The 13,059-nt window shown below is 70.0% G+C and carries 15 protein-coding genes; 4 read left to right on the top strand and 11 right to left on the bottom strand.

The window, feature by feature from the left end; genetic code table 11:
• Positions 1-18: 18 nt before the first annotated feature.
• Positions 19-1,233, bottom strand: a complete 1,215-nt coding sequence (locus N799_RS04920; protein ID WP_203225026.1) for an MFS transporter — start codon at positions 1,231-1,233, stop codon at positions 19-21.
• Between the two features lie 136 nt (positions 1,234-1,369).
• Between N799_RS04920 and htpG the strand changes: the two genes are divergently transcribed.
• Positions 1,370-3,286 (top strand): molecular chaperone HtpG, encoded by a 1,917-nt coding sequence (gene htpG / locus N799_RS04915; protein ID WP_036208735.1) that lies wholly within the window; start codon positions 1,370-1,372, stop codon positions 3,284-3,286.
• Positions 3,287-3,377: 91 nt separating this feature from the next.
• On the opposite strand, the gene N799_RS04910 is transcribed toward htpG, so the two are convergent.
• From N799_RS04910 to N799_RS04880, 7 genes are all read right to left on the bottom strand, one after another.
• Positions 3,378-3,749 carry a hypothetical protein gene (locus tag N799_RS04910; RefSeq protein WP_036208732.1) on the bottom strand — a complete coding sequence of 124 codons (372 nt, stop codon included), beginning with the start codon at positions 3,747-3,749 and terminating at the stop codon, positions 3,378-3,380.
• Positions 3,750-3,770: 21 nt separating this feature from the next.
• Entirely contained in the window at positions 3,771-4,319 is a 549-nt protein-coding gene (locus N799_RS04905; protein WP_036208729.1) for a hypothetical protein, read from the bottom strand.
• On the bottom strand, positions 4,316-5,539 hold the full coding sequence (locus N799_RS14625) for a PAAR domain-containing protein (protein ID WP_238978752.1): 1,224 nt from the start codon (positions 5,537-5,539) through the stop codon (positions 4,316-4,318). The genes N799_RS04905 and N799_RS14625 overlap by 4 nt, the downstream gene beginning before the upstream one ends.
• 17 nt (positions 5,540-5,556) lie before the next feature.
• On the bottom strand, positions 5,557-5,913 hold the full coding sequence (locus N799_RS04895) for a hypothetical protein (RefSeq protein WP_152597818.1): 357 nt from the start codon (positions 5,911-5,913) through the stop codon (positions 5,557-5,559).
• Between the two features lie 5 nt (positions 5,914-5,918).
• Complete coding sequence (locus N799_RS04890) at positions 5,919-6,218, bottom strand: type II toxin-antitoxin system RelE/ParE family toxin (protein WP_036208723.1); 300 nt, start codon at positions 6,216-6,218, stop codon at positions 5,919-5,921.
• Positions 6,215-6,493 carry a YlcI/YnfO family protein gene (locus tag N799_RS04885; protein ID WP_036208720.1) on the bottom strand — a complete coding sequence of 93 codons (279 nt, stop codon included), beginning with the start codon at positions 6,491-6,493 and terminating at the stop codon, positions 6,215-6,217. Before N799_RS04885 ends, N799_RS04890 begins: the two co-directional genes overlap by 4 nt.
• A gap of 86 nt (positions 6,494-6,579) precedes the next feature.
• Positions 6,580-7,284 carry a glutathione S-transferase N-terminal domain-containing protein gene (locus N799_RS04880; RefSeq protein ID WP_036208718.1) on the bottom strand — a complete coding sequence of 235 codons (705 nt, stop codon included), beginning with the start codon at positions 7,282-7,284 and terminating at the stop codon, positions 6,580-6,582.
• Between the two features lie 217 nt (positions 7,285-7,501).
• Here N799_RS04880 and N799_RS04875 point away from each other — a divergent pair, with 217 nt between their 5' ends.
• Complete coding sequence (locus N799_RS04875; protein ID WP_036208716.1) at positions 7,502-8,116, top strand: flavodoxin family protein; 615 nt, start codon at positions 7,502-7,504, stop codon at positions 8,114-8,116.
• A gap of 72 nt (positions 8,117-8,188) precedes the next feature.
• A complete protein-coding gene (locus tag N799_RS04870) occupies positions 8,189-8,560 on the top strand; it encodes a DUF1428 domain-containing protein (RefSeq protein ID WP_036208711.1) in 372 nt (123 codons plus the stop codon).
• Here the strand turns inward: N799_RS04870 and N799_RS04865 are convergent.
• Together N799_RS04865 and N799_RS04860 are read right to left on the bottom strand one after the other, a co-directional pair.
• The gene (locus N799_RS04865; protein ID WP_036208708.1) at positions 8,552-9,238 is read right to left on the bottom strand and encodes a DsbA family oxidoreductase; all 687 of its coding nucleotides are present in this window, start codon (positions 9,236-9,238) and stop codon (positions 8,552-8,554) included. The genes N799_RS04870 and N799_RS04865 overlap by 9 nt on opposite strands.
• A gap of 109 nt (positions 9,239-9,347) precedes the next feature.
• Positions 9,348-10,802, bottom strand: a complete 1,455-nt coding sequence (locus N799_RS04860) for an MATE family efflux transporter (RefSeq protein WP_081974698.1) — start codon at positions 10,800-10,802, stop codon at positions 9,348-9,350.
• A gap of 188 nt (positions 10,803-10,990) precedes the next feature.
• On the opposite strand from N799_RS04860, the gene N799_RS04855 reads away from it, so the two are divergent.
• The gene (locus tag N799_RS04855; protein WP_036208705.1) at positions 10,991-11,407 is read left to right on the top strand and encodes an SRPBCC family protein; all 417 of its coding nucleotides are present in this window, start codon (positions 10,991-10,993) and stop codon (positions 11,405-11,407) included.
• 11 nt (positions 11,408-11,418) lie between these two features.
• Here the strand turns inward: N799_RS04855 and N799_RS04850 are convergent, their stop codons facing one another.
• Positions 11,419-12,924 carry an amino acid permease gene (locus tag N799_RS04850; RefSeq protein ID WP_036208702.1) on the bottom strand — a complete coding sequence of 502 codons (1,506 nt, stop codon included), beginning with the start codon at positions 12,922-12,924 and terminating at the stop codon, positions 11,419-11,421.
• Positions 12,925-13,059: the final 135 nt, after the last annotated feature.

Below are 13,059 nucleotides of genomic sequence, written 5' to 3'. Positions count from 1 at the left end.
CCCGGCCCGGCCGTCGCGTCACCAGCTGTCCTCCAGCACCCGCGGCCGCGACGACGCCCACGCGCCCCACGCCAGCACCCCGATGCACAGCGCGAGGAAGGCGACCGGCCAGTGCCAGCCGCCGGTGACGTCGCGCAGCTGGCCGACCACCACCGGCCCGGCGCAGGCCACCGCGTAGCCGGTCCAGTGCATGAAGCCCGACAGCGCCGCCGAACCGGCCGCGGTGCGCGTGCGCAGGTTGATCAGCGTCAGCGCCAGCGGGAAGGTGCCGCCGGCCAGGCCGAGCAGGCCGGTCCACAGCGCCGGCAGCGACGCCGGCGCCAGCAGCAGGCCGGTGTAGCCGACCACGTACAGCGCCAGCATCGGCAGCACCAGCAGGAACGGCGAGCGCACCGGCGCGGCCAGCACCGGCACCGCCAGCGAGGTCGCCAGCCCGGTGGCGGTGTAGACGCCGAGCATCGCGCCGGCCGCGGCCGGGTCGAGGCCGGCGTCGGTCATCCAGCGCGGGATCCAGGTGAACATCGCGTAGGTCACCAGCGAGGTCATGCCCAGCAGCGCCGCCATCGCCCACGCCAGCGGCGAGCGCCACACGTGCGCGCCGGCCGGCAGCACCGCCCGCGGCAGCACCGCGGCGCCACCCGGCGCGATCGCCGCCAGCCGCTCGCGGCCGCCGCGCAGCACCCACAGCCACGGCAGCAGGGCGAGCACCGCCGGCAGCACCCACGCCGCCAGCGACACCCGCCAGCCCATCGCCAGTGCCAGCGGCACCGCGACGAACGCCGGCGCCATCGTCCCCAGCTGCATGGTGGTGATGTAGACCGAGCTGACCGCGCCGACCCGGTCGAAGAAGTAGCGCTTGACCAGCGGCGGCAGCACCACGTTGCCCATGCCCATGCCGGCCAGTGCCAGCAGCGAACTGGCCATCAGCCCCGCCGTGCCGCCGGCGAAGCCGCGCACCAGCATGCCGGCCGCGGCCAGCGCCATCGCCAGCACCACCGTGCGCTCCAGCCCGAGCCGGTGCGCGATCGGCGGGGTCGCCACCCCGAACACCGCGAACGCCGCGGTCGGCAGCATGCCCAGCACGCCGGCGGCGGTGGAACCGAAGCGCAGCGCGTCGCCGACGATCTCCAGCAGCGGGGTCAGCGAGGTGATCGCGGTGCGCAGGTTGAACGCGGCCAGCGCGATGCCGGCCAGCACCAGCAGCCGGCCGCGCCAGGGAGTGGGGGACGCCATGCGCGCCATGCTACCGGGCGCGCGTCGGCGCCCCGTTGCCGCAACGGCCGGTTCGCGCCGCCGGACCGTTGTTTTCCGCCCATCCGGCCCCGATGTTGCAGGCTTCACCCGCTCCACGCGACACGGAAATCACAGCATGAGCACCCAGCCCGACACCGCCCCCGAAACCCGCCAGTTCGAAGCCGAGGTCGCCCAGGTCCTGCACCTGGTGACCCATTCGCTGTACTCGCACAAGGAGATCTTCCTGCGCGAGCTGATCTCCAACGCCTCCGACGCCTGCGACAAGCTGCGCTTCGAGTCGCTGGCCAACCCGTCCCTGCTGGCCGGCGACGGCGAGCTGCACATCGACGTCAGCTGGGACGAGAAGGCCCGCACGATCACCATCGCCGACAACGGCATCGGCATGAACCGCCACGAGGTGGTCGCCAACATCGGCACCATCGCCAGCTCCGGCACCCGCCGCTACCTGGAGGCGATGGCGCAGGACAAAAAGGCCGACACCCGCCTGATCGGCCAGTTCGGCGTCGGCTTCTACTCCGCCTTCGTGGTCGCCGACCGGGTGACCGTGCTGACCCGCCGCGCCGACGCGCCGGCCAGCGAGGGCGTGAAGTGGGAGAGCGACGGCAAGGGCGAGTACACGCTGGAGCAGGTCGAGCTGCCGGGCCGCGGCACCACCGTCGTGCTGCACCTCAAACCGGAGGAGGACGAGTTCCTGTCGGGCTGGAAGCTGCGCTCGCTGGTCCACCGCTACTCCGAGCACGTCGCCTTCCCGATCCGGATGCCGAAGGACAGCGACGCCGCCGATGCCGCCGACGAGTCCACGGACACCCAGCCCGCCGGCCAGGACGAGTGGGACACCATCAACGCCGCCTCCGCGCTGTGGACCCAGGCCAAGTCCGAGATCTCCGACGAGGACTACCAGGGCTTCTACAAGTCGCTCGGCCACGACTTCGCCGACCCGCTGGCGTGGAGCCACAACCGCGTCGAAGGCAACCAGAGCTTCACCACCCTGCTGTACCTGCCGGCGCAACCGCCGTTCGAGCTGATGATGGGTGGCCGCGACGAGCGCAAGGGGCTGAAGCTCTACATCAAGCGGGTGTTCGTGATGGACGCCGCCGAGGAACTGCTGCCCAACTACCTGCGCTTCGTGCGCGGCGTGGTCGACGCCGACGACCTCCCGCTCAACGTCAGCCGCGAGCTGCTGCAGCAGAACCGCCAGCTGGAGAAGATCAAGGCCAGCTGCACCAAGCGCGTGCTCGACATGATCGAGTCGCTGGCGAAGAACGAGCCGGAAAAGTTCGACACCTTCATCAAGGCCTTCGGCAACACGCTGAAGGAAGGCATTGGCGAGGACACCGGCAACCGCGAGCGCATCGCCAGGTTGCTGCGCTTCGCCTCCACGAAGGCCGAGGGCGCCGCGAAGACGGTCTCGCTCGATGACTACATCGCCCGCATGGCCGAGGGCCAGGACACCATCTGGTACGTCACCGCCGAAACCCACGCGGCCGCCGCCGGCAGCCCGCAGCTGGAGGCGTTCAGGGCGCGCGACATCGAAGTGCTGCTGATGTCCGACCGCATCGACGAATGGATGCTCGGCTACCTGCACGAGTACGACGGCAAGAAGCTGCAGAGCGTCGCCAAGGGCGAGCTGCCGCTGGACGAGGCGGCGAAACAGCAGCACGAGGAAGCGGCGAAGGCCGCCGAACCGCTGGTCGCCCGGCTCAAGGAACTGCTCGGCGAGCGCGTCGGCGAGGTGCGCGTGTCCGCCCGCCTGACCGACTCGCCGTCCTGCCTCGCGCTGTCGGACTACGACATGGCCCCGCACTTCGCCCGCCTACTGCGCGAGGCCGGCCAGGACCTGCCCGACAGCAAGCCGACGCTGGAGGTGAACCCGCAGCACCCGCTGGTGCAGCGCGTGCAGACCGAGGCCGACGAGGCGACTGCGAAGGACATCGCCAACCTGCTGCTGGAGCAGGCCGAGATCGCCGCCGGCGCCACCCTGCCCGACCCCGCCGCGTTTGTGCAGCGGATGAACCGGTTGTTACTGGGCTGAGGGTTGCGGCAACGGAAGTAACGGAAAAAGCCCGCCGGATGACGGGCTTTTTCATGGGCGAGTGTCGCGCTGCAGAGCTCTCGGCTGGGAGTCACTCGACCGACGGCGGCAGAAACCGGTCCTGCTCACGAACCACGCTCGCGTACTCTGCCGACTCGTAGGCGTTGATGCAGGTCATCAGCGACAGGTCGGTACCGGGCGTCTTCGGCACGGCTGGGCGCTTTTCCACCCAGTCGTCGAAGAACCGGCGAACGTTCGCGTAAGCGTCTTCGCTTTCGTGACTGCCCAGCTGGAAGTAGCCGCCCATGGCCGCGCCGCCGTGCCCCGCCCCGCCTTCGACGTGCTCTGCAATGCAGTACGCAAGCCCCCACTGCTTCAAGGTCAGGCGCGGATCGCGGTCGGCGGCATGGGTGCTGCAGGCCGCCAGTCCGAGCACAAACAGCAGGACGACCGGACGCATCATCTGCAATCGTCGAAAGAGGGCTTACGTTTCATTCGCAGCGCCCGAATCGCCCATAACGTGCGGCCCACACACCTCCCACTTCAACTCACCCCGGACCCGTGGCACTTCGACCACGGTCAGGCCTGCGCCCGCCGACGACTGCAAGCAGAAGTGCCGGCTGTAAATGCGTCCGACGGTGGGATCCCCACCCGATGCCGGATTCACGATCTGCGAGTTGATCGACACGCCGTAGCGCTCTCCCGGCTGCAGCGTGGCGACGAGCTCGTTGGATCCGCCCGCAACCAGGGCGGTGCCAAACGGAATGCACTCGTCGGGGGTCAACGTCACCACGGGCTCCAGCGGCGTGATCCAGCGCCAGACGTACTCCCAGTCCGAGCCGGTGAACCGGTCGACCGATATCGCTGTCAGCATCGGCGGCGTACGCCGGGCCTCGTCAGTGTCGGCGACTGCAAAACACAGCTGCGAATCGACAACGCGAACCTGCGCTTGCTGATACATCCCGGCAGGCTGGGTGCAGCCGCCGGTAGTCGGCAGGACGACGAGACAGAGAAGGAGACTGCAGGTTCTCATTCGGTCACCTGGGGCAGGTTGGTGGTCTCCGCAGGGTTGGCGATAAACGGCGCGAGGACACTTTCGTAAAGGGGGAGGACGTTCGGGTATCGAGCGTAGCGAGCTTCATAGACCTCGTTCTGGGCGTTACGGAACTTCACCAGAAAGTAGTCCGCCAGGATGTTCCCTTGTGCCTCCATGTTGTAGTCGCGGAGTTTCCGTCCCACAGCCAGTGTGTACGCGTAGGACATCCGCGGGCGTGGCGCCCGTACACGCTTGACCGGATAGCCCAGCTGGTACTGCCAGACATGCGTCATCTCGTGGACCAGCAGGCGCTTGTGGACGTCCATCTCCAGTGAGAAATCCGCCTTGAACAGCTCCGCCGGCAAGTAGATCTCGCCATTGGGCGCGGTCGCCGTGTCGTCCGGCTGGAAGCCGAAGAGCATCCAGTAGCCGTGGTTGTGCAGCTTCACCGCGCTGTAGTCCACCGACGACCCGAATACCTGCCGCAGCATCGCGACCTCGCCGGAGGTCAGGCCGCGGTCCTCGGCCTTGGTGGCCACCTCGTGGGTGGAAGACCCGACGGCCGTGGCGTTGGTCGCGGCGCCGTTCAACGCAACCGGGACGCGCTGCGCCGGCAGCGCGGCGGCCGCGCAGCAATCCTGCGCGCCCGTCGGCGGCAGCAGTTCGGCGGAATCGAAGCCGACCGCCTGCGCGGTGGCGACGCGCCCGGTCCGCCCATCCGCATCGGTGACGCCTTCCGCGGTCGAGCCGTCGGCGAGGTGCAGGCGGTAGCCAAGGTTGGACAGCGGTGCCCCGGTCGGGCCGACGAAGCGGATTTGCTCGTCGAACGCCGGCACCGTCGTCACAGCCGTAGTCGCAGCCGCCTTCGCGTCAACTGCAGCGGTGGGAGATGCACCGGCCGCTGCGCCACTCGCGCCGCCCGATGCGCCGGAACAGCCGCTGCCGCCACGGCCCCCGCCACCTCCACCGCCCGCATCCAGAAACACCCGCACCTGCTGCACAGCCAGCACCTTGCAGCCGCAGGCGAGCGAGCTGCCATGCAGGGCCACGGCCTCGCCGTCGATGATGGTGGTCGGGTCGCCGTCGACGATCGGGAACGTGCCCTTGTGCGTCGGGCAGGTCGCCTTGTCGTTGACCCGGGCGACGGGCTTGCCGTCGATATCGGTGAAGGGCGAGCCGGTCACCACCTGCCCGCCGCTGCTGGTGGCGTCGCCCACCACGGCCCACATCCTTGTCATGCGTCCCTTCCTGGGTGAATTGGCGAGCCAGTGTCGCCCCTGGCCGTGCACGGCTTCAACCACCCCTGCGGCCCGATACCGCAGAGGAAACCGGCATCTGTGGCGATCATGCAGCCATCTCCCGCGAACACGAGGTCCCGAACCTCATCGATGAGGTTCCGGACATCAATCACGAGGTTCCGGACCTCGCGCGCGGGGTTGCGGACATCATCCGCGAGGTCCGGGACCTCGCTCGTGAGGTCCGCGACCCCGTTCGGGACGTCGCGAACCTCTCGCGCCACCTCAGCGACCCGGTCGACGAGGTCGGCGACCCCGATCACCACCCCCGGAACCCCGTCGGCGAGGGCCTGCAACACCCTCAGTGGTAATCGTCTTCGCGCTGGTGGCGTACGGCGAGGATGGTGACGGTGCGTTCGTCCTCGATTTCATACAGCAGCACGTAACCGGCATTGCCGAAGGGCATCAGCAGTTCGCGCAGCAGCGGGTTGTCGGGATCGATCTTGCGGCAGGTGAAGGGAAACTCCCGCAGCAGCTCCGCGCCCTTCCCGATGGCCGTCAGCGCGCCGCGCGCCGCCGCGATGTCGTGTTCAAGCAGAAAGCCGTACAGGCGCTCGAGGTCGTCGCGCGCGGACGGCGTGTAACGCACCTGCCATGTCACGCGCCGCGCCCGGCTTTGGCCTCGGCGGCGGTGAGCATGTCGCGCAGCCCGGCGTGGACCTCATCGGCGGAGTAGTACGTGCCGGTGCGCCTGGCCTCGTCCCGCGCAGCGAGGCCACGGGCGATGAATTCGGCCTGCATGCGGCGGCGGTTCACTTCATCGCGCAGGGTCTGCTCCATGAAGCTGGACAGGCTCTCGCCTTCGCGGAGCACCGATTCGGCGGCCTGGCGCAGCTCGGGGGCGACGCGCAGCGATGGCAGGGTGGCGGATTTCATCGGCGGGACCTTTTGCGTTGCATTTGCGATGCAACCGTAGCACGCACCCGACGTCGAACCAACCGGGCCGGTCAGCGACTCCCGCCCTACTCCCCCGCCGGCACCTTCAGCCCCCGCTGCACCGCCGGCCGCGCCAGCCCGCGCTGCAGCCAGGCGTCGACGTGGGCGAAGTCGTCGTAGCCGACCAGCTCGCGCGCCTCGTAGAAGTTGATCAGGTTGTCGACCCAGCCCAGCGTGGCGATGTCGGCGATGGTGTAGTCGTCGCCGAGCAGCCAGTCGCGGCCGTCGAGGCGCGCGTCGAGCACGCCGAGCAGGCGCCGGCTCTCGTCGACGTAGCGCTGCCGCGGGCGCGGGTCCTCGATCTCCTTGCCGGCGTAGCGGTGGAAGAAGCCGACCTGGCCGAACATCGGCCCGATCGAGGCCATCTGGAAGAACAGCCACTGGATCGCCTCCCAGCGGCCGGCCGGGTCGGCGGGGATGAAGCGGCCGGTCTTGTCGGCCAGGTACAGCAGGATGGCGCCGGACTCGAACAGTGCCAGCGGCCGGCCGCCCGGGCCGTCGGGGTCGATGATCGCGGGGATCTTGCCGTTGGGGTTGAGCGAGAGGAACTCCGGCGTGTGGCTCTCGCCCTGTGTGATGTCGACCCGGTGCGGCTCATAGGCCAGCCCGGTTTCCTCCAGCATGATCGAGGCCTTGACCCCGTTGGGCGTCGCCAGCGAGTACAGCTGGATGCGTTCGGGGTGGCGCGCCGGCCAGCGGCGGGTGATCGGGAAGATGGACAGGTCGGGCACGGCAGGCTCCGGGACGGGGATGGCCCACGAGCGTACGCCGGCGGGTGCGGCACGGCACGCGGCCCGCGGAACGCTGCGTCCGCGTGCGGCCGGTGCGCGCTCGTGCCCGCAGCGTGGCCCCGGCCGAGCACCGGTCGGCGCACGCGCTCACGGCGCCTGCCCGCGGCATTAACCCGGCCGGTGCGAGGCTGTCCGTTCATCGTCCCGGGAGTGCTCCATGCCGCTGTCCGCCTTCGGCCTCAACTGCACGCTGACCGCCTCGCCCGCCGAATCCTCCACCCAGTTGCTGCTCGACCAGGTCCTCGCCGCGCTCGCGTCGCACGGCTTCGACACCGACAGCACGCGCATCGTCGACAACCACATCAAGCACGGCGTGCGCGCCGACGAAGGCGAGGGCGACGAGTGGCCGGGGATCCGCAGGCGCATCCTCGACGCGCGGGTGCTGGTGGTCGCCACGCCTATCTGGATGGGCCAGCCCAGCAGCCTCGCCAAACAGGTCCTGGAGCGGCTCAACGCCTTCCTCGGCGAGATCGACGACAACGGCTGCTATCCCACCTTCGGCCGCGTCGCCACGGTGGCGGTGGTCGGCAACGAGGACGGCGCCCACCACGTCACCGCCGAGCTGTACCAGGGCCTGGCCGACCTCGGCTTCACCATCCCCGCCGCCGGCGCGACCTACTGGGTCGGCGAGGCGATGCACAAGACCGACTACAAGGACCTTGACGACACGCCGGAAAAGACCGCCTCGACCACGAAGACGCTTGCCAGCAACGCCGCCCACCTCGCCCGGCTGCTACGGGACGCGCCCTACCCGCCGCCGTCGCCGCAATGACCCGCGCGGGGTGTCGAATCCCGTCGCCATCGCCCGTCGTACAGAGCACCCTCACCGCACAGGAGAACCGCCATGGCCTACATCGATGGATTCGTCATCGCCGTACCCACCGCCAACCGGCAGAAGTTCATCGACCACGCGAGCACCGGCGACGCGGTGTTCATCGAGTACGGCGCCACCCGCGTGGTGGAGTGCTGGGGCGACGACGTGCCCGACGGCACGCAGACCGACTTCCGACGCGCCGTGCAGGGCAAGGAGGACGAGACGATCGTGTTCTCGTGGGTCGAATGGCCCGACAAGGCGACCCGCGACGCGGGCTTCAAGAAGATGATGGACGACCCGCGGATGGACCCGAAGACCAACCCGATGCCGTTCGACGGCGCGCGGATGATCTACGGCGGGTTCAAGCCGGTGGTGGACCTGGACGGCGCCTCGTCAGGCTGACGCCGCGCCCGCCAGCTTCGCCGCGGCGACCTGCCGCAGCGCCTGCTCGAACACGTCCACCGGCTGCCCGCCGGACACCAGGTGCTTGCGCTCCAGGATGACCGCCGGCACCGAGCGGATACCGTTGGCCTGGAAGAACTGCTCGGCGATGCGCACCTCGTCGGCGTACATGTCGCCGGCGAGGATGCGCCGCGCGCCGTCCGCCGGCAGCCCCGCGGCGGCGGCGATATCGGCCAGGGTGTCGTGGTCGGACACGTCGCGGCCCTCGGTGAAGTAGCCGCGCAACAGGGCGTGCTTCAGCTCCCGCGCACGGCCCTCGGCCTCGGCCCAGTGCAGCAGCCGGTGCGCGTCGAAGGTGTTGTGGATGCGCCGGCGCCGGTCCATGTCGAAGGTGAAGCCCAGCGCCGCGCCGCGCTCGACGATCGCCTGCTGGTTGGCCTCCAGCTGCGCCGGCGGCATGCCGTACTTGCGCTGCAGGTGCTCCACCGCGTCCTCGCCCCCGGCCGCCATGCCCGGGTTCAGCTCGAACGGCTGGAAGTGGATGTCGGCCTCGACCTCGCCGCGGGTGCGCTCCAGTGCCTGCTCCAACGCCGCCAGCCCGATCGCGCACCACGGGCAGACCACGTCGGACACGAAATCGATGCGCAGGCGGACGGGGGCGTTGGTGGGATCGGACATGGCGGGGCTCCGGAGGCGGGCGGGTCCGGCCAGCCTACCCGGGTCGGGTCGATGCGGGGTGGCGGCCCCGACACCGGCCGACGCTTCCTGCAACAACCGTGCAGGGCCGCTACACCTGCGCGGTCTTCCATTTGCCCCGCGTGAACAGCCACAGGGTGAACAGGCCGACCGCGGTCTCCGACACGAACACGCCCCAGAACACGCCGGTCTGCCGCCAGTCCAGCTGCAGCGCCAACCACCAGCACAACGGGATCTGGATCAGCCAGAAAAACACCAGGTTGATCTTGGTCGGCGTGACCGTGTCGCCGGCGCCGTTGAACGCCTGCACCGCGACCATCCACCAGCCGTAGACGAAGAACGAGTACGACAAGATCCGCAGCCACTCGGCGCCGACGTCGATCACGCCGGCGTCGCCGGTGAAAAACCCGACCAGCTCGCGCGGGAACAGGAAGAACAGCACCGACACCGCGACCAGATAGGCCATGTTGTACCAGCCGATCCGCCACACCGACGCCTCCGCGCGATCCGGCTGCTCCGCGCCGAGGTTCTGCCCGACCAGCGTCGCCGCCGCGTTCGACATGCCCCAGGCCGGCATCGTGGTGAACATCATCAGCCGGATCGCGATCGTCGCGCCGGCCACCGCCTCGCTGCCGATGCTGGCGAGGATGCGCATCAGGAAGACCCACGAGGTCATCGCCACGATCATCTGGCCAATGCCACCCAGCGAAGTGCGCACGATGTTGAGCAGCGTGGCGCCGTCCCAGCCCAGCTGCGAGGCGGCGACACGGATGTGCTGGCCGCCGCGGAACAGGATCCACAGCTGCATCAGCACGCCCACGCCACGACCGATGGTGGTCGCGATCGCCGCGCCCTCGATGCCCATCGCCGGCACCGGGCCGAAACCGAAGATCAGCAGCGGGTCGAGCACGATGTTGAGGCCGTTGGCGACCCACAGCACGCGCATCGCGCTGGAGGCGTCGCCGGCGCCGCGGAACACCGCGTTGATCACGAACAGCAGCATGATCACCGCGTTGCTGCCCAGCGCCCACTGCATGTAGCGGTAGCCGTGCTCGAGCGTCCACGGGTCGGCGCCCATCAGCTGCAGCAGCTCGCGCGCCCAGACGATGCCGGCCAGCGCGAACGGCAGCGACGCCAGCGCGGCGATCCAGATGGCCTGCACCGCGCTGACCGCGGCCGCCTCGCGCTTGTGCTCGCCGACGCGGCGCGCGACGACCGCGGTGGTCGCCATCGCCAGCCCCATCGCGATCGCGTACAGCAGGAACAGGTAACTCTCGGTCAGCCCGACCGTCGCCACCGCCGAGGCGCCGAGCTTGGCGACGAAGAAGATGTCGACCACCGCGAAGGTGGACTCGAGCACCAGTTCCAGCACCATCGGCACCGCCAGCAGGAACACCGCGCGGCGCAGCGGGATCTTCGTGTAGTCGGCGCCGGTGCCACGGATCGCGTCGCGCAGTTCGGCCCACAGCGGGCCGCTCGGCACGTGGCCGGGCAGCGCGGCGGCGGCGGATTCGTCGGCGGTGGTGGGCGGGGCGTCGTGGCTCATCGGCGGTCCTGGCTCGGGAACGGGGCATGGTACGGGGCCGGCGTGACGGCACCGGATCCTTGGCGACGGACGGGCGGCGGCGGAATCGACACATCCCGGTTACGCGCCTGCGTGTCGAATCCACGCATCGCCGCCCGTCGTCCAGTTGAAGGCGCCACTCCCGCGCGCCACCCACCCGGAAGCCCCGCATGAAGATCACCGTCGACACCCTCGCCCGCACCGACCTGCAGACCGCCTGGGACGCCTACAGCAACCCCGACGACATCGTCCGCTGGAACACCGCCTCGCCGGACTGGCACTCCCCGAGCAGCACCGTCGACCTGCGCGAGGGCGGCCGCTTCAACACCCGCATGGAAGCGCGCGACGGCAGCGCCGGCTTCGATTTCGGCGGCACCTACACCGAGGTGGTGCCGCAGTCGCGGCTGGCCTACCGCATGGACGACGGCCGCGAGGCGACGGTGCGGTTCGAGGAGGAAGCCGAAGGCGTGCGCGTGCACGTCACCTTCGACGCCGAGGACCAGAACCCGGCCGACATGCAGCGCGACGGCTGGCAGGCGATCCTCGACAGCTTCGCCCGGCACGTGGAAGCGCCGGGCAGGCTCTGAGCGCGACGGCGCTACGCCGCCGGCGGCACGCCCCGCTCCGGCGCCATTCCCACCCGTGAATGGCGCCGGCCATAGGCGAAGTAGATCAGCACGCCCACCGCCAGCCACACCGCGAAGCGGACCCACGTCAGCGTGGTCAGGTTGAGCATCAGGTAGAAGCACAGCAGCGCCGAGGCCACCGGCAGCACCGGCGCGAACGGCACGCGGTAGCCACGGTCGAGGTCGGGCCGGGTGCGGCGCAGCACCAGCACGCCGATGCTGACCAGCACGAACGCCGACAGCGTGCCGATATTGATCATCTCCTCGAGGATCTCGACGTTGGTGAAGCCGGCCAGCAGCGCCACCACCGCGCCGCACAGCAGTTGCAGGCGCACCGGCGTGCGACGGGTGGACGAGGTGACGCTGAGCCAGCGCGGCAGCAGGCCGTCGCGGCTCATCGCCAGCAGCACCCGCGCCAGCCCCATCAGCAGCACCATGATCACCGTGGTCAGGCCGACCAGGATGCCGACCGAGATCAGCTGCGCCGCCCAGTCGGCGCCGACCGCGACGAAGGCGGTCGCCAGCGACGGGTTTTCCGCCTCGGCCAGCAGCCCGTACGGGACCATGCCGGTCAACGCCAGCGCCACGCCGATGTACAGCAGCGTGACCAGCAGCAGGCCGCCGAAGATGCCGCGCGGCAGGGTGCGCTGCGGGTCGCGGACCTCCTCGGCCGAGGTCGCGACGACGTCGAAGCCGATGAAGGCGAAGAACACCAGCGCCGCGCCCGACAGCACCCCGGCCACGCCGTACCTGGCCGGCTCGGCACCGGTCAGCCACGACACCAGCGACTGCGACCAGACGTCGGCCGCGGCGCCCGCCGTCGGCGCCGATGGCGGCACGAACGGACTCAGGTTGTCGGCGTTGAAGTAGGTCAGGCCGACCACGATCACGAACACCACGATGCCGACCTTGATCACGGTGAACACGTTGTTGACCCGCGCCGAGATCTGCGTGCCGGCGATCAGCAGCGCGGTGAACACGCCGACGATGAACAGCGGCCCCCAGTCCAGCGCGACCGCGCCCAGCTGCAGGGTGGTCGGCACGGTGATGTCGAACAGGTCGAACACCGTGGACAGGTAGATGCCCCAGTACTTGGCGATCACCGCCGCGGCGGTCAGCAGCTCCAGGATCAGGTCCCAGCCGATGATCCAGGCCAGGAACTCGCCCAGCGTCGCGTAGGTGTAGGTGTAGGCGCTGCCGGCGACCGGGATGGTGGAGGCGAACTCGGCGTAGCACATGATCGCCAGCGCGCAGGTCAGCGCCGCCAGCACGAACGACAGCGTCACCGCCGGCCCGGCGAAGTCGCCCGCCGCACGCGCGCCCACCGAAAAGATGCCCGCTCCGACCGCCACCGCGACGCCGAGGATCATCAGGTCCCAGGCACTGAGCGAGCGCCGGAGCTGGCGCCCCGGCTCGGCGGCGTCGGCGATCGACTGCTCGATGGACTTGGTGCGGGTGAGGCTGCGGATCAGGCGCATCGGGCGGCTCCGGCGGCGGGGGGGCGTCACCGCATTATTCACCTCCCGGCGCCGGCGCCCGGCACCCACGCGCCACGCCCGGCGGGAACCCCGTCACAACACGCCGGATTGACCCGGATCAACGCGCCCCGGGCG

This window comes from Lysobacter arseniciresistens ZS79, assembly GCF_000768335.1.
GTDB lineage: Bacteria > Pseudomonadota > Gammaproteobacteria > Xanthomonadales > Xanthomonadaceae > Novilysobacter > Novilysobacter arseniciresistens.
The sequence above is the reverse complement of the archived record's forward strand: the minus strand, read 5'-3'. Positions and strand labels throughout refer to the sequence as shown.

Bases quoted from the DNA above. Each gene is read 5' to 3' on its own strand.
- N799_RS04865 (WP_036208708.1), bottom strand. From the start codon at position 9,238: ATGTCCGATCCCACCAACGCCCCCGTCCGCCTGCGCATCGATTTCGTG.
- N799_RS04905 (WP_036208729.1), bottom strand. From the start codon at position 4,319: ATGAGAACCTGCAGTCTCCTTCTCTGTCTCGTCGTCCTGCCGACTACC.
- N799_RS04875 (WP_036208716.1), top strand. From the start codon at position 7,502: ATGCCGCTGTCCGCCTTCGGCCTCAACTGCACGCTGACCGCCTCGCCC.
- N799_RS04910 (WP_036208732.1), bottom strand. From the start codon at position 3,749: ATGATGCGTCCGGTCGTCCTGCTGTTTGTGCTCGGACTGGCGGCCTGC.
- N799_RS04860 (WP_081974698.1), bottom strand. From the start codon at position 10,802: ATGAGCCACGACGCCCCGCCCACCACCGCCGACGAATCCGCCGCCGCC.
- htpG (WP_036208735.1), top strand. From the start codon at position 1,370: ATGAGCACCCAGCCCGACACCGCCCCCGAAACCCGCCAGTTCGAAGCC.
- N799_RS04855 (WP_036208705.1), top strand. From the start codon at position 10,991: ATGAAGATCACCGTCGACACCCTCGCCCGCACCGACCTGCAGACCGCC.
- N799_RS04870 (WP_036208711.1), top strand. From the start codon at position 8,189: ATGGCCTACATCGATGGATTCGTCATCGCCGTACCCACCGCCAACCGG.
- N799_RS04920 (WP_203225026.1), bottom strand. From the start codon at position 1,233: ATGGCGTCCCCCACTCCCTGGCGCGGCCGGCTGCTGGTGCTGGCCGGC.
- N799_RS04885 (WP_036208720.1), bottom strand. From the start codon at position 6,493: ATGAAATCCGCCACCCTGCCATCGCTGCGCGTCGCCCCCGAGCTGCGC.
- N799_RS04850 (WP_036208702.1), bottom strand. From the start codon at position 12,924: ATGCGCCTGATCCGCAGCCTCACCCGCACCAAGTCCATCGAGCAGTCG.